Origin of the sequence: Bacillus sp. FSL M7-0307, from assembly GCF_038627835.1 — a bacterium.
Classification (GTDB): Bacteria; Bacillota; Bacilli; order Bacillales; family Bacillaceae; genus Bacillus; species Bacillus altitudinis.
Genome location: NZ_CP152023.1, coordinates 1,398,232 through 1,424,736, shown reverse-complemented (window position 1 = coordinate 1,424,736; position 26,505 = coordinate 1,398,232). Strand labels below are relative to the sequence as shown.

The following is a 26,505-nucleotide window of genomic DNA, read 5'->3' as shown; positions in this document are numbered from 1 at the left end:
TTATCCCACCATTCCCATTAAATATACAACGGTAAAGATGAAGACCCACACAACATCAATGAAGTGCCAATAAAGGCTCGCCACATAATATTTTGGTGCATTGTATAAATCGAGTCCGCGTCTCATATTCCGAATCATCAGAGCGGTAATCCAGCAAAGTCCAAATGCGACGTGAGCCCCGTGTGTTCCAACAAGCGTATAGAAGGAAGAGCCAAGTGCAGAGCTCGTAATGGTAAATTCATACGCATGCACATAATGATAAAACTCATAAATTTCTACCCCTAAAAATCCAGCACCTAAAAGAACGGTTACACCTAACCAAAGCTGCATTTTTTTAAAGGCAAAGTTTTTCATATGATACATAGCATACACACTCGTTAAACTGCTCGTTAACAGAAGCATTGTGGCAATAAAGACAAGTGTGAGGTCAAACATTTCAGTTGTTGTTGCGCCGCCTGCATTTGAATTTTTCAGCGCCAAATAAGTGGCAAACAAAGATGCAAACAGGACCGTTTCTCCCCCAAGAAACAACCAGAACCCGACGAACTTATTCTTTCCTTCTAACGTGGCTTTCTCAGGAGAAGCCGGAAAGGTTTCCGCTGTCATTTTTTGTGGTTCCATTATGCTTTCACCCCTTTATCATCGTCATCCGTCAAATCTTCTTTGTGAATATGGTATCCATGATCATCTTTAAGAGAGCGAACGAGCATGGTCGCAAACGTGATGCCAAGACCAATGAAGATCACCGGTAGACCCCAGCTGTGTTCTTGACGATACATAAAACCAAACGCTGACACAAATAGACCGAATGAGATAATGATAGGCAAGATGGAATTATTCGGCATGTGAATATCATCGAGCGGTTCAGATGCTGTCATTCCTTTTTTACCATCCATTTTCTCAATCCATAATGGATCAAGTCCCCGCACAAGAGGCAGCTGCTTAAAGTTATATTCTGGCGGAGGTGAAGATACTGCCCATTCAAGCGTTCTTCCATCTCCCCAAGGATCGCCCGATACACGCTCCCCTTTTGCTGTCGTCCAGATGATATTAATCAGCATGATGACAACTGCTACAAACATGAACAGTGCCCCAATCGTACTGACCAAGTTCCCAAGGTCTAGACCCTGACCTGGCAAGAATGTAAAGACTCGGCGCGGCATGCCCCAAAGACCGAGAAAATGCTGGATAAAGAACGTTAAATGGAAACCGACGAAAAACAGCACAAAGCCAATTTTCCCAAGCTTCTCATTCAGTATTTTCCCAAACATCTTCGGCCACCAATAATGCACACCTGCTAAAATACCGAAGACCACACCACCGATAATGACATAGTGGAAATGCGCCACAACGAAGTACGTGTCATGGAACTGATAATCCGCTGCTGCTGCTGCAAGCATGACGCCGGTTACACCGCCAAGTAAGAATGACGGAATGAACGCAACTGAATATAGCATCGGCGTTGTAAACTTCACATTACCGCCCCATATGGTGAGCAACCAGTTAAATACTTTAATTCCAGTTGGCACCGCAATCGCCATCGTGGCTACGGCAAAGATCGCATTGGCAATTGGACCAAGTCCTGTTGTGAACATGTGATGTGCCCACACCATGAATCCAAGGAAACCAATTAATACAGTTGCAAACACCATGGACGAATAACCAAACAGCCTTTTTCTTGCAAACACTGGAATGATCTCAGAGAAAATCCCAAATGCCGGCAAAATTAAGATATATACTTCTGGGTGTCCGAAAATCCAGAACAAATGCTCCCAGATGATTGTATTTCCGCCAAGCTCTGGATTAAAAAAGCTCGTATCAAACATTCGATCAAGCATCAGCATCGCAAGTCCTGCTGTCAGCGGCGGGAATGCGAATAAAATTAGCGCAGATGCCACAAACGTCGTCCAAGTAAAGAGCGGCATTCTCATATACGTCATACCTGGCGCTCTCATATTAATAATCGTTGCAAGAAAGTTGATTCCGGCAATTAGCGTACCAATACCCGCTATCTGCAACCCTAAAATATAGAAATCCATGCCGTGCCCTTCTGAATTCAGCGTGAGCGACGCATAGGCAGTCCAGCCTGCATCAGGTGCCCCGCCCATAAACCATCCAAGGTTTAAGAAAATACCACCGAAAAAGAACAGCCAAAAACCAAGTGAATTCACAAATGGAAACGCTACGTCACGTGCACCAATTTGAATGGGTACAACCGCATTCATTAATGCAAATAAAAGCGGCATTGCTGCAAGGAAAATCATCGTTGTTCCATGCATCGTCATGACTTCATTGTAAAACCCTGCACTCACAAAATCATTTTCAGGGATGGCTAGCTGAATACGGATAATCATCGCTTCCAGGCCACCAATTAAAAAGAAAAATCCCCCTGCCACTAAATATAGTATGGCAATTTTTTTGTGGTCAACCGTCGTTAAGTAATCCCATAAGACAGCGCCAAACCCCCGCTTTTTAGCTATTGTACTCACCATGAAATCCCCCTCTTATCTCCCATTTGCCCCTTTTCATATCAATGTCTATCTTCACGTTCTAAAAACAGACTATATCTGACAGATGACTTATTCTTGGATGTAGAGACTTATTCGGGAGCTCTTAACAAAAACTTCACATAGATCGTATACCCTTTTGAATGTGCGCAACTTCAAGCTGCTCAAGGCATTTACTGTATTTTAAGACCTTTTAAATACTCGTAGAGTGCATCTGCTTCTGAGTCATTTAGTTTAGGGTACGTCCCTGTCATCTTATTACCTGGTTTAAAGCTCTCTGGATCTTTCAGCCATGCTTTGACATTTTCTTTGTTCATGTCTTTAATTCCAGCTACTTTTGTCCGCTCTCCGAAGGTTGCAAGGTTTGGAGCAGTCCTTGCCGCCTCTGGCCGTTCATCTCCAGGCTCTACCGCATGACAGCTTAAACAGTTTTTCTCTTTAAAGAGTTTTTCACCCTCAAGGGCTAGATCTGACGTTGATGCAGGCTTCTTATAATCTGCCATCTTTTTCGTCCAGCCTAAAAACTCATCTTGAGAAAGCGTTTTAACTTTAAAGTCCATTAAAGCATGTGATGGACCACAAAGCTCCGCACATTTCCCATAGAAATATTCTCCAGCATCTTTCGTTCGTTTTGAGTCAAATGTTAAATAAAACTTGTTCTCGTTGTCTGTATTTGTATCAATTTTACCCCCAGCCGATGGAACCCAGAAAGAGTGTTTCACATCGGATGCTTTCAGCTTAAAATAAACCTTTTGGTCAGTTGGAACAATCAATTCCTGACTTGTCACAATCCCATAATCAGGGTATTCAAATTCCCACCAATATAAGCTGGCTCTTACATTCACAACAAGTGTTTTTTCAGGATCTCGTTTTTTCTTATCCATGGCGCTTGTATCCCCTAGCTCAAGCGTATATGCCACAACAGGTACAACGAGAATAATGAGTAGAAGTATCGGAATCGCTGTCCACGTAATTTCGAGGTTACGGTTCCCTTCTACCTGTTTAGGAATCGTATCTTCTCCCACTTTAGAACGTTTGAATTTAATGATGACGTAAAAGAAAATGATCGATACAACAATAACGACAAGAACCATAATAAGTGTACTCAGTACCGTTAGGAAAAACTGTTTATCTGCTACTTCCCCAACTGGCTTGAGTGTTGATAAGTATGGTTCACCGCAGCCCGCCAAAACGAGCGTCAGTAAAAGAAACAGTGAATAAACTCGCCATTTTCTTATCATAATTTGTCCCAACCCCTTTTGCTTGATCTCCTTTGCCTTTCGCTTTTTACCTCTTATTTATAAAATCACCTTTCACCCATCCATAACCCCCGCCTCTTATAAAAGCACTTACATTTCCTCTTTTCATAAAAAAATGATGTTTTTACTCAAAATACCATCTATGTATAAACAGAAAGCCGCCTAAATAGAACTGAATATCAGGCGGCTTTCATAGTTGTAAGAAAATGTTGTGTTATAAGATATAGCCATTGTTTTGATGTGATCAAAGTGTATTTCACTCTAGAATAGTGTAATAATAATCATCGCAACGAAAAAGATCGTTAAGTAGTTTAATGAATAAACGAACATGAGTGTTGACCACTTCATGATATCTTTCATTTTAAAGCCCATAAGACCAATTACGAGCCATCCAATGTTCAGCAATGTGCCAAGTGCGACAATCGGCCATCCTAATCCACCTAAGAAAAATGGAAGCGGGAGAAGACATGCTGTCCAAATGATGATTTGGCGTTTTGTGACTTCAAAGCCGTAAACAACTGGCAGCATTGGAATACCTGCTTTGCGGTAATCTTCCGTTTTCTTAATCGCAAGTGATAAGAAATGCGGAATTTGCCAGATGAACATAATCATAAACAGGACCCAAGCCGTTGTGTCGATGGTGCCTGTAACAGCTGTCCAGCCAATTAATGGCGGAACCGCACCAGATACACTCCCAATGACTGTATTAATGGTGTAATGGCGTTTAGACCACATCGTGTATAGAACTGCATAAGTAAAGACACCGATAAATCCAATCACTGCTGATGTAACAGTTGTCATCAAAAGCATAATCAGTCCAAGTACAACAAGCAGAATACCAAATGCATACGCTTGACCCGGCTGAACTTTACCTGTCACCGTCGGTCTTGTTTTTGTTCTTTCCATTAGTATATCAATATCACGGTCAAACGCATTATTAATGGCGCATGAACCGGCAATAATAAGAGAAGAACCAATCATTGTTAACAGAACAATATCAAGATTCCCAAGGAAACTCATATCTGTAAAATAAAAAGCAAGCCACATTCCAGTAAATGTTGTAATGAAATTGGAATTGACGATGCCCATTTTAATAAGAGCAAGAAAATCTTTTAAAGCGGTTGTTTCTTCTATTTGTCCATGAATAGCTGCTTCCGCGGCTGTTTTGGAATTTGCCAATGTGTATAACCTCCCTTGCCCAAACCTTCAAACGAACGAATAAAACGTAAAATCGTTACAACTCTATCATACAAGATAAAGAGCTGTAAAAAAACATCCTATTAAATAATAAACGACAAACTTGAAGTTATTTGTGAACTTTTCGTGAATTTATTAGGATGTGCGTTTCAGAAGGCGGTGCAAAATGAAATATTCTCTCCTCTATTTCTATCAGACTGTCAAAGAAAGATCAAGCACTCTAAATCTGTAAACTTTGTGAACTAACATATCATTTTTTTGTGAACTTTGGTCATTATGAATTGCAACAGAACACGCATTTGGCTTAAACTTGAGAGCATGTGAGGTTTTCATTTAGATCAGAAGTTATTTAGAGAAGGTGAAATCATTTGATGAAATTTGCTTTAAGGTTATTGAGCGTTGTCACAACATTTGTGATGCTGATCGTTCTGATTGGCGGTGCGCTTGTGACGAAAACTGGCTCCGGTCTTGGCTGCGGCAGACAGTGGCCCCTTTGCCACGGTCGTTTCTTTCCAGAAATGAACCCTGCTTCCATTATCGAATGGAGCCACCGCATGTCAACAGGAGTTTCCACCATTCTTGTACTGGCACTGGCGGTCTTATGCTGGAAAAAAATCAGTCCAGTATTCCGTGAAACCAAATTTTTGGTCATCATGTCCATTATATTCTTACTGCTTCAAGCGCTGTTAGGGGCACTCGCCGTTGTGTTTGGTTCTAACGCACTTGTCATGGCACTGCACTTCGGTATTTCACTGATTTCTTTTGCTTCCATTTTACTGCTGGCACTGCTTGTGTTTGAAGCAACCAGATCTGAAACAAAGCTTGTGAAGCCGCTTCATATCGGCAAAAGAATGCAGTTCCATATTTATGGGTTGATCACATATACGTATATTGTGGTGTATACGGGCGCCTATGTGAGACATACAAAATCAAGTCTTGCATGCTCTGTCTTCCCATTTTGTTCAAAAGACGGCGCACTTCCAGCGTATTTTAATCAATGGGTTCAAATGTCTCACCGAGCAGCAGCCCTTCTTTTATTCGTTTGGATATTTGTTGCGATGTTCCATGCCCTTAAACATTATAAAGAACAAAAGCAGCTGTATTATGGATGGATCATTTCAGCCATTCTGATTACACTTCAAGCGATCTCTGGTGTCATGTCTGTTTATTCTCAGCTCGCACTCGGTTATGCGCTTGCTCATTCATTCTTTATTTCTTGTTTGTTTGGGGTACTATGCTACTTCTGCTTACTCATTGCCCGGTTTAAATATGAAAATAGAGAGCCTTTCAGATAAACATACAATCCCCCTTTCATCCGAAAAGGGGGATTTCTTTTATGTTTGTTTCGCTTCTTCAAATGTCGAAATGGCTCTTTTTCGTCTTTCTTGATGATCGACTGTAGGCAGAGGATATATATCCCCCAGCACACACCCCGATTTCATCTGCTCATCTATCGGCATTTTACTCGGTTCATGAATCCATTTTTCATTCACATGCTTTAGTTCTGGTACATACCTTCTAATATATTCTCCACTTGGATCAAATCGTTTCGACTGGGTCGTTGGGTTAAAAATACGGAAGTAAGGAACCGCATCCGTTCCAACAGAGGCCGCCCACTGAAATCCCCCAATATTCGAAGCCTCATCATAGTCGACAAGTTTTCTCGCAAAATACGCTTCGCCCTTTCTCCAATCGATGAAATAATCTTTTGTCAGGAATGAAGCCGTCACCATTCTCAAACGGTTATGCATCCAGCCTTCTTCATTTAACTGTCTCATCCCTGCGTCAACGAGTGGGAAGCCTGTTTGTCCTTTACACCAAGCTTCAAAAAGTGTCTCATCATCATTCCATTTTATATGTTGAAAGGAGGAGTTGATTTCTTTTTCTTTCATCTCTGGATAATGCGCAAAGATCATATGATAAAAATCACGCCATGCCAGCTCTTTGATAAATGTTTCCTTGCCCTCATCTTCAAAAAGTTCTTCCTCATTGACAGCATGAAAGATCGTGCGAATAGAAATGGTCCCGGTTTTTAAGAACCGAGACAGCTTGCTCGTCCCAAAAACAGACGGAATATCTCGATTCTCGTGATAACGCGTCAATCTTTCTTGAATAAAGCCGCCTAGCGTGCTTCTCGCTTTGTCTGACCCAATCTGATCGAATTTCCTTGAACATTTCTTGATGATGTCCCTTAGTTTCTCATCTCCCTTTTCAGAAAGTGACTCATCACAAATCGTGTGCTCACTGCTCAGAAATGATTTGTCAACTTTTATCACAGACTGCTTCTCCTGCTTCCGCCACGCTTGATAGTATGGAGTAAACACTTGATAATGAGACCCATCCGCTTTTAAAATATCTCTCGCCCCATGCAGATGCGTATCTTGCCACTTTGACACATGAATACCCTTTTCTTCTAAGAAACGGGTCACTTGCTCATCACGTGTTCGACCATTTCCTACTTCGTCCTCATTAAAAAAGACCGCATTGATGTCATAAGCATTCATGAGCTTTTGAAAAGCGGACAAAATATCATCATGAATGAGATGAACATACATGTGAGATTCTCTCGCTTCCTTGACGAAATTGGCCAAGTTTTGAAAGAAATGTTCGTTGTTCAAATCCAGTTCCATTTCTGTAAAAAACGGATCTAGATGATAAAAAGCAAATAATCGGTACTGATGTTTTTTTGCATATGTGATCGCTTTTGATAAGGCGATATGATCATCCAATCGCATATCTCGGCGAAACCAAATCACGACAATTTCCACTCTTTCTTCACCTCATTCTATAGTGTAATCACTCTAGCGGGCGGCTGCACATTTTAATGCGCTCAAAAAAAAGACACATCACAGTGGATGTGTCTTGGATTGTTGACAAAGGGCTAAAATGCTCTTTATTTTAGCCCTTTGTTTTCTTTTCAGCGTGATAGAAAGCCCTTGAAGTCTAGGAAAAGAACGAGTACTGGAGCGGAGCGAATTTGACATTCGTGAGCACCAGCACGCAGGACTGACAAAGAATGCAAGGGTTTGTCTACACGCTGAGACACATCGCAGTGGATGTGTCTCACTCATTATTCAGGCTTTAAGACAATCAACAGATCTCCAGTTTGAATCCCTTCTCCATTCGTGACATGAATTTCATCCACGACTGCTGAGAACGGTGCTTGTACCGTCGTTTCCATTTTCATCGCTTCATTGATCATCAAATGCTCACCTTGGGAAATTTTCTGTCCTTTTTCAACAAGTACTTTGATGACAGTGCCTGGCATTGATGCCGCAATGTGATTTGGATTTGAGCGATCTGCCTTCATTTTTTCTTGAACGGAGGATTTGATGCTTTCATCCTTAATGACCACTTCACGCGGCTGTCCATTCAGTTCAAAGTAAAGCACTCTTGTAGCGTCCGGATTCGGTTCTCCAATGGACACGAGTTTGACAATGAGGGTTTTCCCTTTTTCAATTTCTACCTCAATTTCTTCACCAAGTCTCATGCCGTAGAAGAAGGTAGGTGTGTCAAGAACAGAGATATCTCCATAGCTTTCTGCTGTTTGAACAAATTCAGAAAAGACTTTCGGGTATAAAGCATATGCAATGGCATCTTGTTCTGTTAACGTCAAGTCATGTGATTCTTTGAACTGCTTTTTGATTTCTTCAAAGTCCACTGGTTTCAGTTTCTCACCCGGTCTGACAGTAAGCGGCTCCTCCCCTTTTAAAATCAGCTTTTGCAATTTTTCTGGGAATCCGCCATGAGGCTGTCCTAAATAACCTTTAAACAATTCAACAACCGAATCTGGGAAATCCAGTGTTGCTCCTTTTTCATAAACATCCTCTTCTGTCAGATCGTTTTGCACCATATAAAGTGCCATATCTCCGACCACTTTAGAAGATGGTGTCACTTTCACAATGTCACCAAACATGTCATTTACACGTCTGTACATTTCTTTTACTTCATTCCAGCGGTCGCCAAGGCCGACCCCTTTCGCCTGCTGTTGCAGGTTACTATACTGGCCACCAGGCATTTCATGCTCATAAATTTCTGTATGCGGTGAATTCATTCCGCTTTCAAACTCATGGTAATATTTTCTGACGGAATCCCAATATTGAGAAAGACGTTCAACCGCTTGAACATTCATTTCGGGCTTTCTTTCATGTCCGTCTAAAGCATAATATAATGAGCTCGCACTTGGTTGTGATGTGAGCCCCGCCATAGAGCTGACTGCAACATCAACAATATCAACACCTGCATCAATCGCTCTTGCATAGGTGAAGAGTCCATTTCCACTCGTATCGTGTGTATGAAGATGGATTGGAATCGTGAGCTCGTCTTTTAGAGCAGATACAAGTTCATAAGCCGCCTGCGGTTTTAATAATCCCGCCATATCTTTAATGCCTAAAATATGAGCGCCTGCGGATTCAAGCTCCTTCGCAAGAGAGACATAATATTTCAAATCATATTTCGGACGTGATGGATCAAGAATATCACCTGTATAACAAATTGCTGCCTCTGCCACTTTGCCTGATTCACGCACAGAATCAATGGCAAGCGTCATGCCTTTGACCCAGTTTAGGCTGTCGAAAATACGGAAGACGTCAATGCCTGCCTCTGCCGATTCCTTTACAAATGCTTTAATCACATTATCCGCATAGTTTGTATATCCAACAGCGTTTGATGATCTTAATAGCATTTGGAACAAAGTGTTTGGCACTTCTTGACGAAGCTCTTTCAATCTTTCCCAAGGATCTTCTTTCAAGAAACGATATGCCACATCAAATGTAGCGCCGCCCCACATTTCCATACTGAATAACTCTGGCCATAAACCTGCTGTTGGCTGCGCAACTTTCTTTAAGTCGTGTGTTCTAAAGCGTGTTGCAAGCAGGGATTGATGTGCGTCTCTAAAAGTTGTATCCGTTAAAAGTACACTGCTTTGCTCTTTCACCCAATTGGCGAGCCCCTCAGGTCCATGCTTGTCTAACAATTGTTTTGTTCCAGAAGGAATCGTTTCATGGACAGCAAGTTTCGGCACATTTGGTTTATCAAAATGAGGCTTCTTATTTTCCGAAATACCAGGGAATCCATTAATGGTAACGTTACCAATATAAGTAAGCATTTTCGTTCCGCGGTCTTTTTGCTTAGGGAAGTTAAATAGCTCTGGTGTTGAATCAATAAACGATGTATCATATTCCCCTCTTAGAAACTTCTCGTGCTTTGCAACGTTTTCAAGAAACGGGATATTTGTTTTAATGCCACGAATCCTGAATTCTTGTAAATTTCGGACCATTTTAGCCGCAGCTTGATCGAATGTAAGTGCCCAAGTAGACAGCTTGACCAACAGTGAATCGTAATAAGGTGTAATCACCGCACCTTGGAAGCTGTTTCCTGTATCAAGACGTACTCCAAAACCACCGCCTGAACGGTAAGCCATGATTTTTCCTGTATCTGGCATGAAGTCATTCAAAGGATCTTCTGTTGTGACCCTTGATTGAATGGCAAATCCATGTGTAAAGATATCTTCTTGTTTTGGTATCCCGACTTCTTTGCTGTGGAGGTCATGTCCTTTTGCGACAAGAATTTGGGTTTGGACGATATCGACACCTGTGATCATTTCTGTGATCGTGTGTTCCACTTGGACCCTAGGATTGACTTCAATAAAATAAAACTCCCCATTTGCCACTAGGAATTCTACAGTCCCTGCATTGATATACGATACATTCTGAGCCAGCTGAACAGCCGCTTCACAGATGTCTTCACGCAATTGATCTGACAGGGACACACTTGGTGCAACCTCAATGACTTTTTGATGACGCCTTTGAACAGAGCAGTCACGCTCATATAAATGAATGATATTGCCGTGATTGTCTCCAATCACCTGCACTTCAATATGTTTCGGATTTTCAATCAGCTTTTCAACGTATACTTCGTCATTTCCAAAGGCCGCTTTCGCCTCTGACTTTGCACGGTCATAGGCTTCGTTCAGCTCCTCTTTTGATCTGACAATCCGCATACCTCGGCCGCCGCCTCCAAGTGAAGCTTTAATAATAAACGGGTAACCGTATTCTTCACCGAATTTTTCGACTTCTTTGACCGAATCAACTGGCCCGTCACTTCCTGGAATGACTGGAATTCCAGCTTTTTTCGCTTCATCTCTCGCTTTTACTTTATCTCCAAACATATCTAAATGTTGAGAAGTTGGGCCGATGAATTGGATGCCTTCCTCTTCGCATCGTCTTGCAAAATGAATGTTTTCAGATAAAAATCCGTATCCTGGATGAATCGCATCCACGTCATTTCGTTTTGCAATTTCGATGATCCCCTCGATATCAAGGTAGGCATCAATCGGCTTTTTCCCTTCTCCAACTAGATATGCTTCATCGGCTTTATAGCGATGATAAGAGCCCGAGTCTTCTTTGGAGTAAATGGCCACTGTACGTAAGTTGAGCTCCGTACAGGCCCTAAAGACTCTGATAGCGATTTCCCCTCTGTTTGCAACTAGAACCTTTTGAATTGTTCTCTGTGACATTCTCACTCCTCCATATCCCTTAAAATTTTATATGTACTCTATAATAAAGGAAGAAATGAAAACTGTACACTTTTGTTTTCTAAAGATTCAAAGTTTTCTGCAATCCATTTTTTTGAATCGATGGTTTGCTGATTGATTTTTTCTTTTTATAACGCTCTTTATATTCAGTGAACATGCTGATATTCAGCAATATTCCCATACATCCACTCAGTAAAATGATAGAGGATCCCCCGTAGCTGATAAACGGAAGTGTGACCCCAGTGATCGGAATGAGACCTGAAACACCGCCCAAATTAATACACGTTTGGATGGCAATCATTGAAGAAATTCCTATTGCAAGCAAACTTCCAAACGGATCTTCACACTTTCTCGCAATGTAAAAACCTTTCACGACAATAAAGCCAAGGAGAGCAAGGACAAAAAATACACCGAAAAAACCAAGCTCTTCCGAGATAATTGCCATGATAAAATCTGTATGCGGTTCTGGAAGGTATCCATACTTTTGTACACTCTCTCCAAGACCAAGCCCAAAAAAGCCGCCTGATCCAATCGCATAATATGAATTAATCAATTGATGCCCAGAAGCGCCTGCGTCTTTAAATGGATCTTGGAAACTCTCAAAACGTCCAAGACGATTCTGCGTGAAAATTTTATCCCAAAAAAGAATAATAAACGGTGTCACAACAACCATCACCGCACTAAATAAAGCGAGCAGCTTGGCCAGCGTTTTACCGCTAAACCCTGAGCATAAAATCATCGCAAGGGCAATCATACCAATGATAAAAGCTGTCCCATAGTCTGGCTGCAAAATAATAAATCCGCATAGGATGGAGACAACCACAATTGGAGGTGTAACCCCTCTTAAAATATGGTCAATATAATGCTGCTTCTTTGCATAGACAGCAGCAAGATAAATGATGACAACGATCTTCACGAATTCCGCTGGCTGAAGACTAAAAGGCCCAAATTTGATCCAGCTTCTAGCATTCCCTGCAATGTGACCGCCAAAGTACACATAAATGAGAGAAAACACAGATAGCAAAAGCATCACAATTTGGAATCTTTTATTTAAGAGCAGCTGATACGGAATGAGGGCTGTAAAAATCAAGATGACCGCCCCGACAATCATAAATAAAAGCTGTTTCTTGAAAAAATTATCTGGCGCAGCATCATATCTGATCACAGATGTAATCATACTTGAGCTATACACCATCACCAAGCCGAATGCGCTAATTAATATAATGGCGAACAATAATGAGTAGTCATACGATTTTAGCATTCTCTTTAACATATAATCCTCTTCCTAACGTCTATTTCTGCTGCTTGATATTCTCTTCTCTTAGCTGTTCTTATTCTACTACATTTTCTCCGTTTGATCCCGTTTTACCTCTTTATATTGTTCGTCTTTCATGAGACAATCAAGTCCGTTTGGCATCAATCAAAATAAAAAGGCGGACAAAAAAACTCAAACTTAAGTTGTGGAAGTTTGAGTTTTCAATCATTATTTTTTTGTGAACGCATCATGAAGTGCGGATAGTTCTCTCTCAAGTTTATCGAGTAGTTTTTTGCCTTCATGTTGATCAACTAATCCAAGCCGGACAGCGAAATCAATTTCTCTCGATAATCCGAACATTTGAGTATCTAAAACCTCTTCATAAAGAGGACATTGCGGCATCGTTAAGTTGTCCATTTGCACTTGGATCAATTTTAAAATTTTATCTGCATCCAATTTTAATAAAGCCAGTGCTTTTTGCCGATGATCGACTAAAATTTCTGACGCCAAAAGTATCCCTCCGTTCCCCAGGCGAGTACCTAATTCTTCTATTTATCATAAAGCGAAACGCCCAAAATTGCAAGCAGATTTGTACAGTTCGCTCTGTAAAAATAAAAAGAAGCCATTCGTCATTAAAAGATACTCATCTCATATTTTTCACTCATGAGCTCAAGCAGCTTAATACCCGCAATACTATTCCCTTTTTCATCCAAAGCAGGCCCGAATATACCTATCCCAAAGTCGTATGGCGCCGCCCCCATAATTCCGCCTGAAACACCACTTTTAGCAGGGATTCCGATATTGATCGCAAATTCCCCGCTCGCATTGTACATACCGCATGTGACCATAAACGTTTTACAAATTCTAGCAACATCTTTCGAAAGGATTTGCTTTCCTGTCTCTGGATGCCTGCCATCTAATGAAAAAACACACGCGATCTTCGCCAAATCCAGGCTATTCATCATGACGGCGCACTGCTTCGTATAGACATCCATCACCTCTTCTACATTCCCTTTAATGATATGATATTGCTTCATATAATAGCACATTGCGCGGTTAATCATTGATGTTTCAAATTCGGATGCAGCGGTTTCTTTGCAATATGTAATGGTGGTGTCATTGGCAAGCTCTCTAATAAAACCAAGCAATCGGTTCAGCTGATCTTGCGGCGTTGCCCCTCTTATTAAACTTGTAACGGCAAGCGCTCCTGCATTAATCATTGGGTTCAGCGGCTTATTTGGGCTTGCTGTCTCTAGTTTAATCATCGAATTAAACGGGTCGCCAGTCGGTTCTTGTCCAACATATTGAAACACTTTTTTCGGTCCTTCTTCTGAGAGCACGAGCGCCAGTGCTAATACTTTTGAAATACTTTGCAGGGTGAATCGTTTATCAACATTTCCTGCTGAGTGGCACGTATTACTCACATGATAAACAGCGACAGATAAATCCGATTGATCCGCTTTACCGAGTGCCGGAATATAGGATGCTACCTTTCCATTTTTGGCCACCTTTTTTGCCTCTTCTACAAATCGCTGAAGCTCTTCATTGTCACGACATGCCATGCCCAAAATCCTCCCTGTTTTTCGTCTAATCGTAGTTTGTACAAGGAGGTGCATGTTTATGAAAGTGACAAAGCGGGCGAAAACTTCTATAATTTATGTTGGAAAGGGGTTGTCTTGAACATGAGCATTATTCAAATCAAGGGGAACGTACAATACAAGATCACCATTGATCCGAGTGTATGGATTTTTGATGACCGTAAATTTTTAATGGATTCATTTTTTGAGAAAAGTGCAGCAAACGAAGAGCAGCAGCTAGATCAGGAACTCGATCAAGAGCGGGTCATAAGAGAAGGTCAAACACTTCCACCCACATTAAAAACAGAGAAAAAGTACGAAAAAGAAAGACTTGTCACAGGCAGCTTCGGGATGAAACTTGGCGACATGATAAAAAATGCAGAACCGCTCGAACAAGCGGAGACGTGTGAATTTGTCACAGAAACAGAATCAATTGCTGTTCCGCTCTCTAAGGCGATGGATAGCATTGCCCATTTCAGCCAAAATGGAAAGCCTATAACAGAAGAAGGACCAATCCACGTTTATTTCGAGGATCAGTCCAACATCACTCAGCCGATTAAAGGCGTCAAAGAGTTAATCATTACATAAGATGACGGGTCTGGACTATAATAAATCAGCTGCAAGCTGTGCAAGTCCAGACCTTTCTCCTTTGACAAGCTTGACATGTCCAGATATTTGTTGCCCTTTGAAACGCTCAATGACATATGTGAGCCCATTATTTAAGCTGTCTAAATAAGGGTGATCAATCTGCTCTGGGTCTCCCATCAGCACAATTTTACTTCCCTCACCAACCCGCGTTAATAATGTTTTTACTTCGTGTTTTGTTAAATTTTGCGCCTCATCGATAATGATAAATTGATCAGGGATACTTCTCCCGCGAATATACGTTAAAGCTTCCACTTGAATTGAACCGATGCCCGCTAGTATCGCATCGAGTTCACCAGGTTTTTTTGTGTTAAATAAAAATTCTAGGTTGTCATAGATCGGCTGCATCCACGGTCTGAGCTTCTCTTCTTTTTCGCCTGGCAAATACCCTAAGTCCTTACCAACAGGAACAATAGAGCGGGCCACGATGAGCTTTTTAAACATGCCGAGGTCCTCTGTCTGCATTAATCCAGCAGCAAGTGCAAGCAGTGTCTTTCCTGTTCCCGCTTTTCCGATAAGTGTCACAAGCGGAATATCGCGGCGTAAAAGTAACTCAAGCGCCATCGTTTGCTGGACATTTTTTGGGCGAATTCCCCAAATATGTTCTTGGTCATAAATAAGCCGTTTCACATGCTCTGCTTTTTGATCAAGCATCCCCAAAGCAGAACCACCCTCATTTCCCTTCATAATAACAAATTGATGAGGGTTTAATGGCGTTTGGGTGACGTCTTTTATTGGTAACTGATTTTGCTTATAAAATGTATTCAGCTGCTCAGTCGGAATATAGAGCTCATGATAGCCGTTATCAATGTCTTCATTTTGCAGCACACGATCGCTTAAGAAATCCTCTGCTTGCAGACCAATGGCATCCGCCTTTACTCGCACTAGGACATCTTTGCTGACCAAAATGACAGGCCGGCCATCCGGTTTTGTTTCTTCCTCTAAGCTCAAATTCTTGGCAACAGCCAAAATCCGGTTATCGTTTGTTTTTTCGATGAAAATTTCTTGAAGTTCATGGAAAGAGCGATGATTCAGCTCAATACGAAGTGTTCCTTTTGACTCCAGCGTAATTTTTTCATGCAGTTTGCCTTTCGATCTCAAGCCGTCGATTAAACGTGAGACACGTCGTGCATTTTGCCCAACCTCGTCCATATATCTTTTTTTCGAGTCAACTTCTTCTAACACTACGGCCGGAATCACGACCTCGTTGTCTTCAAATGAAAAGATTGAATTCGGATCCTGTAATAACACATTTGTGTCTAATACATAAATTTTACTCAGGTCCTTCGCCTCCTGATCGGGGTTTCATTCATCCTTGTCTTTCCAAAAACGATTGTTAAAATATATGTTTTCATGAATAAAGTTAGAAGGTTAATTCAACAATAAAATAAATCATGCAGTTTGTGAAGGAGGGAATACACATGCGACTATTTTTGACGTTATTCATGGTTCAAACCATTCTTTTATTAGGCGCTTGCCAGCATCAAGAGAAGCCTTTGGCACAAGAACATCAAGACGGAAACAAGCATTTAGTAAGAGTATCAGACTCATCCAAGAAAAACACTGACAAAGCCCGCCCAGCTACAGATGTGGCGCAGCACCTAGTGAATGTGACTGAGCATGTAGCAGATGTAAATGACGCAACAGCGATCGTCATCGGCAAGTATGCTGTCGTCGGCATTGATGTAAAAGATGATTTAGATAGAAGCAAAGTTGAAACCATTAAATATTCAGTCGCCAAAGCACTGAAAAATGATCCAGAAGGTGCGAATGCTGTTGTCGTCGCTGATCCAGATACAGTGAGCCGTTTAAAGGAAATGGGCAAAGAAATTCAAGCTGGCAGACCAGTAAGCGGAATTATGGATGAACTAGCAGCCATTGTGGGCCGTGTTATGCCAGAAATGCCTCGAAATGAAATCGACCGTAACGAAACAGATCCGACGAATGATCCGAATCATCAGCTCAAACAACAAGATCAAAAGCAATTAGAAAAAAACCAAAACGATCAATCAAACCATCATATGAATCAGAAGAAATAATGAGAACGGCTTATATCTCTTGTGATATAAGCCTCAGATTGTTGACAAAGGGCTAAAATGAACTTTATTTTGGCTCTTTGTCTTCTTTTCAGCGTGATAGAAAACCTTTGCAGCCCTAGGAAGGACGAGCATCGGCGCGGAGCGAATTTGACATTCGTGAGCACCGAAGCGCAGGACTGACACCGAATGCGAGGGTTTGTCTACACGCTGCGGCTTATATCTCTTGTGATATAAGCCTTTTTTATGCTAATTTTAAGTGGCTCAAAAAACATGCTATAATGAAGGCATGACCAAAGTGAGGTGAAAATGATGAGAGTGAAGTGCTCATTATGTGAAAAGCTTGAAACCATTAATGATGATACACTTGTTGCTAAACGGTTAAGAAATCGACCGATTCATACATATATGTGCGATGACTGCCAAGAAAGAATTAAAGTAAAGACAGAGGCACGCATCAAAACTGGCAGATTCTCTCTTTATCAAGATCCTGCGACGAAAGAGAAAAAGAAGAAAAAAGGAAAAAAAGAACAGAAGACATAAAAAAGACCTGACACACGTTCAGGTCTTTTTTACGTACTCACTGTTCCTTCTTTTTTCGCACGATGCAGCCGTATTTTATAAATAATCAAAATGACAGCTGCCACAACCAGGCCTTCTGCTACTGGCAAGAAGATTCCTAGAAATGTGAGAAACGTGCAGCCAAAAATCAAAAACAAATAAATGACAATTGCTTTTAAAATCGGCAAACGTCTAGCAAAGCCGAGTTTAAAAACAATAATCGCTAAAACAAGGATGGTGCCATATAGGAGCCACATCCCTGTTTGCGGATTTTCATCGACACGAAACAGCATCGCGAAAAAGGATAGATTCTCACTTACTTCCTGATCATTCAAAAAGATTCCCTCCCCTTACCTTTCAGGGTTCTATCTTTTTAATTCTTCATGGAATTAAGATAATCCTGCTAGCTTTTTCTTCTTCGCAGCTTTCTCACGTTCGTTTTTATCTAAAATTTTCTTTCTTAAACGGATCGATTCCGGTGTAACCTCACAGTATTCGTCTTCATTTAAGTACTCAAGAGATTCCTCAAGTGACATAATACGTGGTTTCTTCATACTAACCGTTTGATCTTTTGTCGCTGAACGTACGTTTGTTTGTTGTTTCATACGGCTCACGTTGACAACAAGATCGTTTTCACGGTTATGCTCACCAACAATCATTCCTTGGTATACTTCAACACCCGGCTCAACGAAAATCACACCGCGCTCTTCAACGCCTTGGATTCCGTAAGCAGTTGCTTTACCTGTTTCCATTGAAACAAGTACACCTTGACGGCGTCCGCCAACTTGACCAGACTGCATCGGCTGGTAGCTGTCAAATGTATGGTTCAAAATACCAAAACCACGAGTTAATGAAAGAAATTCAGTTGTATATCCGATTAAACCACGTGATGGAACTGTAAAGATCAGGCGAACTTGACCGTTACCATTATTGATCATGTCAATCATTTCACCTTTTCTTGCACCCATTGATTCCATAACAGAGCCAGTATGCTCTTCAGGTACATCAATTTGAACACGCTCTACAGGCTCACATCGAACACCATCTACTTCTTTTACAATAACTTCTGGCTTCGATACTTGCAGTTCAAATCCTTCACGTCTCATATTCTCAATCAGAATTGATAAGTGAAGCTCACCGCGTCCTGATACGACCCAAGCATCCGGTGAATCCGTTGGATCTACACGAAGACTTACGTCTGTTTGAAGCTGCTGTTCTAAACGCTCTTCAATTTTACGTGATGTCACGTACTTTCCTTCACGGCCTGCAAATGGGCTATTATTCACAACAAATGTCATTTGAAGTGTCGGCTCATCAATACGAAGGATCGGCAAAGCCTCTTGGTGTTCTACCGGGCAGACTGTTTCTCCTACGTTGATGTCTTCCATACCAGATACTGCGACAAGATCTCCAGCTTTCGCTTCATTGATTTCCACTCGTTTTAACCCTTGGAAACCAAAAATCTTTGTCACGCGGAATTGTTTTACACTGCCATCCACTTTCATTAGAGCAACTTGCTGTCCTACTTGCATCGTTCCTCTAAATACACGGCCAATTCCAATTCTTCCAACATAATCATTGTAATCAAGTAGCGCCACTTGGAATTGAAGCGGCTCTTCATGGTTGTCGACTGGGCATGGGATATGATTGACAATCGCTTCAAACAACGATTCCATATTTTCATCTTGCTTACTAGCATCGTTACTTGCTGTACCATTGATTGCTGATGCATATACAACTGGGAATTCAAGCTGTTCTTCTGTTGCATCCAATTCAATGAACAAGTCAATGACTTCATCGACTACTTCAGCTGGACGAGCAAAGTCACGGTCAATTTTATTGACAACAACAATTGGTGTTAAGTTTTGCTCAAGTGCTTTTTTTAGCACGAATCGTGTTTGAGGCATACAACCTTCATATGCATCCACAACGAGAAGTACACCATCTACCATTTTCATGATACGCTCAACTTCACCACCGAAATCGGCGTGTCCTGGTGTATCTAAAATATTAATGCGTGTATCTTTATAATGGATCGCAGTATTTTTAGCTAAGATCGTAATACCGCGCTCTCGCTCTAAATCATTTGAATCCATGGCTCTCTCAGCGATATTTTCATTCGCACGGAAAGTACCAGCTTGATGGAGCAATTGGTCAACAAGCGTCGTTTTACCATGGTCAACGTGGGCAATAATTGCGATGTTGCGAAGGTCTTTTCGAAGTTTCACATTTTCATCTCCTAAAATAATTAGATAACTTTCATATTATATCACAATCCCCTTTAAATGCCGATCGTTTTTCTGTAAACTTATATTAACTCTAAAAAAAAGGGATGGAGACAAATGAAACAAATCAAATGGCTTCTATTATTATGTGCATTACTTGCCGTCGTCAGTATGGCGTTTATTGGAGTGTCTGTTGCAGAAAAAAGCATACTGGGAACATGCTTAAGTATTGTGTTCGCCATGATTTTCATGGGTACAGGATTTACATTAAAACGAAAATTAAACGTACAATCATAAAATTTATGAAAAGCCTTTTACATTTTACATGTAGAAGGCTTTTATTTTGGGTAAAAACAAGACTAACCACCTATGTAACCCTAGTGATTCAACTAAAAACTTCATATAGAGTTGGCAAATATAAGCAATCTGAACTCTTCCATTTTTCGACAAGAACTTTTATAGTTCTCCAAAAACAAACACAAAGTTACATTTTTCCTATTCTTCCACAAAGTTTCTCATGGTATGCTGTTCTTGCAACAAAATTTAACAGAAAAGGGAGAGAAAAGAAGCATGAAGAAGTTTTTGAGCAAATCGCTCAGCTCTGTTGTATTTTTCGCTTTAGCTATCATTTTTACTTTCACAACAGTAGCTCCTGGGCAAGCAAGTGCTGCAACTTTCAAAGGGATTCCTTTTGAGCAGCAACAAATTATTAAAGATTTATTGGAGAAAAACGAGCGTGTTATCAGCATTCTCATCAATTCATTTGTTGAGGAAGACAACAACTACACATTTGATGTGAAAAAAGCTGTTGAGCTCGGTCTTACTGAAGAAGAAGCGGCGACTGCTGAGAAATTCTTAGATCGCGCAGCTGTTCTTACAATCGTTTTCAGTGAAAGCATCACTAAAAACGAAAAAGGAAAATTAGTTTTTGATGCAGAAAAAGCTGTTGAACTTGGTCTTACTAAAGAAGAAGCAACTAAATTCGAAAAGCTTTTCAAATCAGTGATCAGAATTGCTGATCTTGCTGGTGATGCACTTGTTCTAGACAAAAAAGGAAACGTTGTAATTGATTCTAAAATCGCTAAAGGTCTTGGATTCAGCTCTACTGAATTACTTGTTTTCAACCAATTGCTTAAGAAAATTCCTCAAGAGCAATTAAAAACGTTCTATGATGCAGTTCAAATTGCTAAAGAAAAATTGAACTAAGCTCAAAAAACCCCCATCCGGTTCATCCAGATGGGGGTTCTTTCTTATATCCAATAGATCAAGAGCATGATGAGATAGACGATACTAAAAACGATACTTGCCCGTAATAACAGTTTTCCATAGTAGCGCTTTTCAAACTTTCTTTTTTCTTCTTTTTCATCTATAAACGGTATGAAATCTGTTGACTTTGCAATAGAGACTGGTTCTTTCATTTCTTCATATAGATAACGGCATTTTTTGCATGAACGTAAATGCTCATCCACTAATTGATTTGTTTCTTCACTCGTGTCCCCTTCTATATAAAGTGGTAATAGTTCTTCAATCAAATAACAGCTCATTTGTTGAACTCCTCACAATGTAGCTTTCGTTTCAGCTCTAATCTAGCTCGATGAAGGGTTGTCTTTACTTTAGATAAGGTCCAATTCAAAATTTCCGCTACTTCTTCATACGATAATTCCTGAATATCTCTTAAAATGAGGACTTCTCGGTAAGAATCCTTCAATTGATTGATCTGGCTCCACAGCCTTTGAATATCAGCTTGAGTTTCTAAATGGTCTTCAGGTGTCATGAATATCTGCTGCTCTAAAAAATCAGCTTTTTCTACATCCGTAAAAGTTCGTTTTACTTTTCGGCGATAGTCGTTGACAAACGTATGATAAGCAATGGTGTAAAGCCATGTTTTAATGCTTGAATGTCCTTTAAAAGAGGATAATCCATGCAGTGCCTTGATAAATACATCCTGCGCAAGGTCCTTGGCTGTTTCGACATTTCCCGTTCTGCGATATAAATATTTGGTGATTTCCTGAAAATATTCTTCATATATTTTTTCAATTTGATTGGTCGGTCTAGACATCAAAAATAAAACCACACAGTCATCCAAATTGATAATACGATAAAAAAGAAGTATAACGAAGAAATAAACCACTTCATGCGTTTTAATTCGAGATAATCGCTCTGATCCTCAGTGTGAGCAGGAGCAAACTCGTTTCCCTTAAAAGAATGCTGAAACTGCTTTTCATGCGCCTTCATCCAGTTAGAAGCCTCTTCTCCAAGCTCCCCTTCCTGATACAATTCATATAAGTCTTGAAAGATGGCTTGTTTTTCTTTATCTGTCAAAACGTTGCACCTCTTTTGTTCGTCCATTTACTTCATATATTTTCCGCTCATTCGATCCGAAAGTTTGAATGATCACAAACCACGAAATGCTCATTTTCCCATCTTTGTCGATCATTCTCACCGGCTTGATTTGTTTTTTATAGATGGCATAAGGTTCATACTTTTTGAGGACTTGCTGATAGACTTCATCACGTTCTTGATTCGATACCGTATGCGGTAAAGAAGAGTCTGATTGCCAATTCAACGCAATTCCATCGGCATCTCTCGTCACATGAAGTAAATGGGATGACCCGTTAAAAGTATATTGTTTGTGTTCACGAGATCCTGTTTCTGTCTTCACGTCTTTTGACTGTTTCCCTATCATTTCCAACAAATCTTCGTCACTGATATTTCCTTTTTTCTGTTGAAGAATCGCTTTTGATAGCTGTATTTTCAGCAATTCTTTCGTTGAACCATTAAACACAAATGTAGATTGATCGGCTGTCTTTACCTCCACTTCATGCTGCCACTGAAAATAAAAGCCATCAACGTCTGTAATCTGATAATCTGTTGGCTGTAAATTTAGCTTTTTATAAATACGATTAATTTTCGTTTTCATTTCTTTGTTTGTTAAATTGATCCCGTCTACATCCTTCAATTGAAAGATGGCGTTCCCATATTGCGCTTGTCGAAGCGTCTCTTTTTTCCAGGTGGCAAACGCTAAGCTCTCATCTTTATTCTGAGACATTTTTGGCAAAAGAAGAACGCTTGTCTCCCCGTCTTCTTTTTCGACGACGATATGAATGCGGTCTAGATCAACGGATCGGCCGCTTCTTTCAAAAAATTCAATGGTTTTTTCCCTATATTCTTTATCGGTCAAATGCTGACCCTTTGCGCGACCATGATAAAAATAGCTGTTTAATTCACCTGTAAACGCAGAAACATTCACTTCATACTGATCGGCTGCAAACACATAGTTATAAGAGATCGGCTGCTTAATAGTCGTTGAATATAATGAAGTGTCCGCTGGTACAAACTTTGAAGCGAATGCTTTTGCACTTGCTTCAGATAAAGGGCGATATTCTTCTGAGAAAGTATCTGTTAGTTCCGTTTTAGTAAATTGAAACATGATATGTGGGAGATTTAGGATCGGGTTCAGCATTAGCGTAAAAAAGACGACAATTCCCCAAGCACCCCACTGTCTCAACTTCACCTTGTTTTGTAGTAACGCACATAACAAATGTAATGTCATAAAGCTTCCTGCGGCCGCTACTAAAATCACAATGGATTTAAACGAAGATTGTAGCTCATACTTCGAGATAGCAGGATAAAAAATATACAGCAGCGCAGCGAAAATCAGGCCATAGAAAAACAGCAATTCTTTCCACTTCTGATGCCAAAACAAACGAAAGAATAGGTGAAGTATCAAAGCGGCAAAGCCAATCATAAGCAAAATGATGATCAAATCTCTCCATATCAGCTCCGTATCACCGCTGAGAAAGAACTTTTTGCTTTCAACTAACACAATAAATACCGTTTGACATAAAGGCAGAAGTAACACAGATAAATCAAATGCAAAAAACATGCCCTTATTTTTTAAATAAGGAAGAGAAATCACATAGAAAAGTGATGCAAGTAAGACATATCCATAGATGAGAAATTGCATGAAATCTGTCAGCACTTCAAATGTTTCGATCGTATACTGTCTAGCTAGCACTTGGTGGATCATCTCAAGTGTCATACTCCCTAGCAGAACTACTCTTAATACGATTCCAGCATAAAATACATAACTACTCTTCTTTTCTTTCCATATGGGAAGTGTAATGAAAAGGACAAATAGTCCAAGCACACACCATTGAATCATGTGGATACTGTACTCATTTAAAATAAAAAACCTTTCAAAATGGAGGGATAAATCACTAAACAAATCAAACATTGCTACACAATCCTTTACATCAAATTAAGGCCTCATTCGTTTAGACATCTGCCTTACCAAAAAGTTTCAGGAAAAACAAAAAATCACTTCATTCTCATGAAGTGATGTTGTTTATTTTTTATTTCCGCTTCCTTTTATGTAATCATGCAAGATTTTCTCACAGACGGATCGATTTCCGGCAACAATGCTATTTTTCTCTAGAAACGTTAAGCGTTCTCCGTGAATATTCGAGTAAACAGCGCCTACCTCATCAAGCAACACACATCCAGCAGCATAATCCCATGGCGCTAGCCTTAACGTGACATATGCGTCGCTTCTTCCGCTTGCAATATAAGCCAGTTCAAGTGCAGCTGATCCAATCGTTCTTGTTCCTCTCACATCGCGTACGAGACGGGCAAACGGCTTAGCGTCAAAATGGGGGCTTTCAATCGCCCATGTTGGGTTAATGCCGACAATGGCTTTTTCAATGGCGACATCTTTTAAAGGCGGGAGTAAGGTATCGTTCATATACGCCCCTTCTCCTTTGACTGCATGATAGAGCTCGTCATGGATGACGTCATAAATAAGACCGATTTTCCCCACACCATGTTCAAATATCCCAATTGAAATGGCAAAATTTCGTTTTTGATGGACAAAGTTCATGGTGCCATCAATTGGATCAATGATCCATACTATCCCGTCAAGAGAGGTCACTTCTTCCCCTTGGCCCTCTTCTCCTAAAATATGATGATCTGAAAATGTCGACTGTATCTTTTCAATGAAGAAACGTTCTGTTTCTTTATCGATGTTTGTGACAAGATCATTTGGATTTGATTTTGTTTCAATTGATAGACCTTCCTGCATGGATTCTTTAATGCGGCTACCCGCTTCTTTTACCCAAAGCTTTGCAAGTCGGTCAATTTCCACCCAGTTTGTCATCGGACTGTAAACCTCTTTTCTATGTAGTACCTATTTGTATTAGCATACTGATATTATGTACGTAAAAGCAAGAAAAAAGCAGCTTCATACAAAAACGAACCGATGAATTGGTTCGTTTTTACCTCACCTTGTTTTACCCTTGAAGCTGCTCCCATTCTTTTCTTAGGCGCTCAAGCTTTCGTTTGCTGCGTTCTACTTGGATATCATCTTTTTGCTCGATGGCTTCATGAAGCGTAGAAAGCTCATAATCAACCTCTAATCTCCACACAGCGATGCGATTCTTCTTCTCTTGTCTATACCCATGCTTCACGATTTGCTTCATTGGTCAACGCCCCTTCCAGAGAATGATTCATTCCTTGTCAGTTTTCATTGATAAAAAATACAATCGATAAGAGAAATGGTTCTTGCTTATATCGTATGAAGCGATCGCATAACCGCAACGACATTCTGAAAATTGTGTTTTTACCTATTTGTTATGTACCACAAAATCGATGTTTTTAAACGCCGAACCAAGATCCCTGCTATCTTTCTCTTTAAAGTGCATCTTTTTTTGAGCTTGACCCAAGCTATGATAAAATATGATCAGCGAAAAGATACAGGAGGCATAACATGAGTGAAATGCGTTTTAGAGATGAAGATTTTGAAACATTCACAGTAGACGGTTTAGATGAACGTATGGCCGTATTAAAAGAGAGAGTCCGTCCAAAGCTTGAAGCACTTGGTGAACATTTTGCACCGCTTCTTTCTTCTATTACAGGAGACGAAATGTTTGTCCACGTGGCAAAACATGCAAGAAGATCAGTCAACCCGCCAAATGACACTTGGGTGGCTTTCGCTAACAGTAAGCGTGGGTATAAAAAGCTCCCTCATTTTCAAATTGGGCTTTGGAAAACTCATGTATTTGTATGGTTTGCGCTCATTTATGAATCTCCAGTAAAAGGTGAATATGGGCAATTATTTGAAAAAGAGCTGGACACGATCCAAAAGAAAATACCGCAAGACTTTGTTTGGTCTAAGGATCATATGAAACCGGACGTCCTCCGCCACAGCGAACTTGATGCTGAACAGCTGAGAACACTATTTGAACGTGTTCAAACAGTCAAAAAGGCCGAACTCCTTTGCGGCATCCAGCTTCCTAGAGAAGAAGTTGTTCAAATGAATAATGAAGAATTCTTATCAAAAATTGAAGATGCCTTCCGCACAGTAACTTATCTATACCGCTTTACACAAAAAGAATCTGTATAAAAAAACGAGCCTATATAGATAGGCTCGTTTTTTACATCCGTATCATAGCTGTTTCTTCAGCCTCTCTTGCACTTTTTACTGTGCGATAAGGGGAATACCCACTTCCCTTTTCAAACGCCGCACAATGCGTCTTTTCTTCTGCTTTTGATGGTACAACTTCTTTAAATCGTTTATAAGCCTCTAGTAACGCTTGTTTCGCAATTCCTGTTTCATAGGCTTTTTCAACGGCTTGAAAAAATGAAATGACCGCCATCTTTTCTTCAGTTGTCCAGTCGACGTCCATTGGATATTGATATTCCATTTACTTG

26 protein-coding genes are annotated in these 26,505 nt (G+C 40.4%); 7 read left to right on the top strand and 19 right to left on the bottom strand.

What is annotated here, in order from left to right; genetic code table 11:
* The 4 genes from ctaE to cyoE form a co-directional block, all read right to left on the bottom strand.
* Nucleotides 1-624 carry a cytochrome c oxidase subunit III gene (gene ctaE / locus MHI41_RS07250; protein WP_089374148.1) on the bottom strand — a complete coding sequence of 208 codons (624 nt, stop codon included), beginning with the start codon at nucleotides 622-624 and terminating at the stop codon, nucleotides 1-3.
* Nucleotides 621-2,492 carry a cytochrome c oxidase subunit I gene (ctaD, locus tag MHI41_RS07245; RefSeq protein WP_007499823.1) on the bottom strand — a complete coding sequence of 624 codons (1,872 nt, stop codon included), beginning with the start codon at nucleotides 2,490-2,492 and terminating at the stop codon, nucleotides 621-623. The genes ctaE and ctaD overlap by 4 nt, the downstream gene beginning before the upstream one ends.
* 188 nt (nucleotides 2,493-2,680) lie before the next feature.
* Complete coding sequence (gene coxB, locus MHI41_RS07240) at nucleotides 2,681-3,748, bottom strand: cytochrome c oxidase subunit II (protein WP_008345042.1); 1,068 nt, start codon at nucleotides 3,746-3,748, stop codon at nucleotides 2,681-2,683.
* Between the two features lie 279 nt (nucleotides 3,749-4,027).
* Nucleotides 4,028-4,945 (bottom strand): heme o synthase, encoded by a 918-nt coding sequence (cyoE, locus tag MHI41_RS07235; protein ID WP_007499825.1) that lies wholly within the window; start codon nucleotides 4,943-4,945, stop codon nucleotides 4,028-4,030.
* A 389-nt stretch (nucleotides 4,946-5,334) separates the two neighbouring features.
* Here cyoE and MHI41_RS07230 point away from each other — a divergent pair, with 389 nt between their 5' ends.
* A complete protein-coding gene (locus MHI41_RS07230; protein WP_008345045.1) occupies nucleotides 5,335-6,258 on the top strand; it encodes a heme A synthase in 924 nt (307 codons plus the stop codon).
* A 39-nt stretch (nucleotides 6,259-6,297) separates the two neighbouring features.
* On the opposite strand, the gene MHI41_RS07225 is transcribed toward MHI41_RS07230, so the two are convergent.
* The 5 genes from MHI41_RS07225 to glsA form a co-directional block, all read right to left on the bottom strand.
* Nucleotides 6,298-7,731 (bottom strand): deoxyribodipyrimidine photo-lyase, encoded by a 1,434-nt coding sequence (locus MHI41_RS07225; protein ID WP_342494677.1) that lies wholly within the window; start codon nucleotides 7,729-7,731, stop codon nucleotides 6,298-6,300.
* Nucleotides 7,732-8,033: 302 nt separating this feature from the next.
* Nucleotides 8,034-11,480, bottom strand: coding sequence for a pyruvate carboxylase (pyc, locus tag MHI41_RS07220; RefSeq protein ID WP_342494676.1), 3,447 nt, complete (start codon nucleotides 11,478-11,480; stop codon nucleotides 8,034-8,036).
* Nucleotides 11,481-11,559: 79 nt separating this feature from the next.
* Nucleotides 11,560-12,771 carry a putative lipid II flippase FtsW gene (ftsW, locus tag MHI41_RS07215; RefSeq protein WP_008345051.1) on the bottom strand — a complete coding sequence of 404 codons (1,212 nt, stop codon included), beginning with the start codon at nucleotides 12,769-12,771 and terminating at the stop codon, nucleotides 11,560-11,562.
* Nucleotides 12,772-12,981: 210 nt separating this feature from the next.
* Nucleotides 12,982-13,263, bottom strand: a complete 282-nt coding sequence (locus MHI41_RS07210; RefSeq protein ID WP_003212509.1) for a YlaN family protein — start codon at nucleotides 13,261-13,263, stop codon at nucleotides 12,982-12,984.
* Nucleotides 13,264-13,385: 122 nt separating this feature from the next.
* Entirely contained in the window at nucleotides 13,386-14,315 is a 930-nt protein-coding gene (glsA, locus tag MHI41_RS07205) for a glutaminase A (protein WP_035392166.1), read from the bottom strand.
* Nucleotides 14,316-14,435: 120 nt separating this feature from the next.
* Here glsA and MHI41_RS07200 point away from each other — a divergent pair, with 120 nt between their 5' ends.
* Nucleotides 14,436-14,918, top strand: a complete 483-nt coding sequence (locus MHI41_RS07200; RefSeq protein WP_342494675.1) for a peptidyl-prolyl cis-trans isomerase — start codon at nucleotides 14,436-14,438, stop codon at nucleotides 14,916-14,918.
* Nucleotides 14,919-14,933: 15 nt separating this feature from the next.
* Here MHI41_RS07200 and MHI41_RS07195 read toward each other — a convergent pair whose 3' ends face one another.
* Nucleotides 14,934-16,256 carry a PhoH family protein gene (locus MHI41_RS07195; RefSeq protein ID WP_025207279.1) on the bottom strand — a complete coding sequence of 441 codons (1,323 nt, stop codon included), beginning with the start codon at nucleotides 16,254-16,256 and terminating at the stop codon, nucleotides 14,934-14,936.
* Between the two features lie 140 nt (nucleotides 16,257-16,396).
* Here MHI41_RS07195 and MHI41_RS07190 point away from each other — a divergent pair, with 140 nt between their 5' ends.
* Nucleotides 16,397-17,014 carry a YhcN/YlaJ family sporulation lipoprotein gene (locus MHI41_RS07190; RefSeq protein ID WP_017359386.1) on the top strand — a complete coding sequence of 206 codons (618 nt, stop codon included), beginning with the start codon at nucleotides 16,397-16,399 and terminating at the stop codon, nucleotides 17,012-17,014.
* 309 nt (nucleotides 17,015-17,323) lie between these two features.
* Complete coding sequence (locus MHI41_RS07185; RefSeq protein ID WP_008345063.1) at nucleotides 17,324-17,554, top strand: YlaI family protein; 231 nt, start codon at nucleotides 17,324-17,326, stop codon at nucleotides 17,552-17,554.
* Between the two features lie 29 nt (nucleotides 17,555-17,583).
* Here the strand turns inward: MHI41_RS07185 and MHI41_RS07180 are convergent, their stop codons facing one another.
* Nucleotides 17,584-17,907: a YlaH-like family protein gene (locus MHI41_RS07180; RefSeq protein WP_317329102.1), complete on the bottom strand. Its 324-nt coding sequence runs from the start codon at nucleotides 17,905-17,907 to the stop codon at nucleotides 17,584-17,586.
* Between the two features lie 54 nt (nucleotides 17,908-17,961).
* A complete protein-coding gene (gene typA, locus MHI41_RS07175; RefSeq protein WP_008345068.1) occupies nucleotides 17,962-19,800 on the bottom strand; it encodes a translational GTPase TypA in 1,839 nt (612 codons plus the stop codon).
* 114 nt (nucleotides 19,801-19,914) lie between these two features.
* Here typA and MHI41_RS07170 point away from each other — a divergent pair, with 114 nt between their 5' ends.
* Together MHI41_RS07170 and MHI41_RS07165 are read left to right on the top strand one after the other, a co-directional pair.
* Nucleotides 19,915-20,094: a DUF5325 family protein gene (locus tag MHI41_RS07170; RefSeq protein WP_008345070.1), complete on the top strand. Its 180-nt coding sequence runs from the start codon at nucleotides 19,915-19,917 to the stop codon at nucleotides 20,092-20,094.
* Nucleotides 20,095-20,367: 273 nt separating this feature from the next.
* Complete coding sequence (locus MHI41_RS07165; protein WP_017359387.1) at nucleotides 20,368-21,003, top strand: hypothetical protein; 636 nt, start codon at nucleotides 20,368-20,370, stop codon at nucleotides 21,001-21,003.
* Between the two features lie 44 nt (nucleotides 21,004-21,047).
* On the opposite strand, the gene MHI41_RS07160 is transcribed toward MHI41_RS07165, so the two are convergent.
* From MHI41_RS07160 to MHI41_RS07135, 6 genes are all read right to left on the bottom strand, one after another.
* On the bottom strand, nucleotides 21,048-21,341 hold the full coding sequence (locus MHI41_RS07160) for a zf-HC2 domain-containing protein (RefSeq protein ID WP_268449476.1): 294 nt from the start codon (nucleotides 21,339-21,341) through the stop codon (nucleotides 21,048-21,050).
* Nucleotides 21,338-21,856: a sigma-70 family RNA polymerase sigma factor gene (locus tag MHI41_RS07155; protein WP_035701060.1), complete on the bottom strand. Its 519-nt coding sequence runs from the start codon at nucleotides 21,854-21,856 to the stop codon at nucleotides 21,338-21,340. The genes MHI41_RS07160 and MHI41_RS07155 overlap by 4 nt, the downstream gene beginning before the upstream one ends.
* A complete protein-coding gene (locus tag MHI41_RS07150; protein ID WP_113747325.1) occupies nucleotides 21,856-22,119 on the bottom strand; it encodes a hypothetical protein in 264 nt (87 codons plus the stop codon). Before MHI41_RS07150 ends, MHI41_RS07155 begins: the two co-directional genes overlap by 1 nt.
* Nucleotides 22,109-23,962 (bottom strand): hypothetical protein, encoded by a 1,854-nt coding sequence (locus MHI41_RS07145; protein ID WP_342494674.1) that lies wholly within the window; start codon nucleotides 23,960-23,962, stop codon nucleotides 22,109-22,111. The genes MHI41_RS07150 and MHI41_RS07145 overlap by 11 nt, the downstream gene beginning before the upstream one ends.
* Nucleotides 23,963-24,145: 183 nt before the next feature.
* Nucleotides 24,146-24,952 (bottom strand): inositol monophosphatase family protein, encoded by an 807-nt coding sequence (locus MHI41_RS07140; RefSeq protein WP_046343457.1) that lies wholly within the window; start codon nucleotides 24,950-24,952, stop codon nucleotides 24,146-24,148.
* Between the two features lie 133 nt (nucleotides 24,953-25,085).
* Complete coding sequence (locus MHI41_RS07135) at nucleotides 25,086-25,274, bottom strand: hypothetical protein (protein ID WP_008345085.1); 189 nt, start codon at nucleotides 25,272-25,274, stop codon at nucleotides 25,086-25,088.
* Between the two features lie 287 nt (nucleotides 25,275-25,561).
* On the opposite strand from MHI41_RS07135, the gene MHI41_RS07130 reads away from it, so the two are divergent.
* On the top strand, nucleotides 25,562-26,197 hold the full coding sequence (locus MHI41_RS07130; protein ID WP_035392176.1) for a DUF1054 domain-containing protein: 636 nt from the start codon (nucleotides 25,562-25,564) through the stop codon (nucleotides 26,195-26,197).
* A 31-nt stretch (nucleotides 26,198-26,228) separates the two neighbouring features.
* Here the strand turns inward: MHI41_RS07130 and MHI41_RS07125 are convergent, their stop codons facing one another.
* The gene (locus MHI41_RS07125) at nucleotides 26,229-26,498 is read right to left on the bottom strand and encodes a UPF0223 family protein (protein WP_008345089.1); all 270 of its coding nucleotides are present in this window, start codon (nucleotides 26,496-26,498) and stop codon (nucleotides 26,229-26,231) included.
* Nucleotides 26,499-26,505 lie beyond the last annotated feature (7 nt).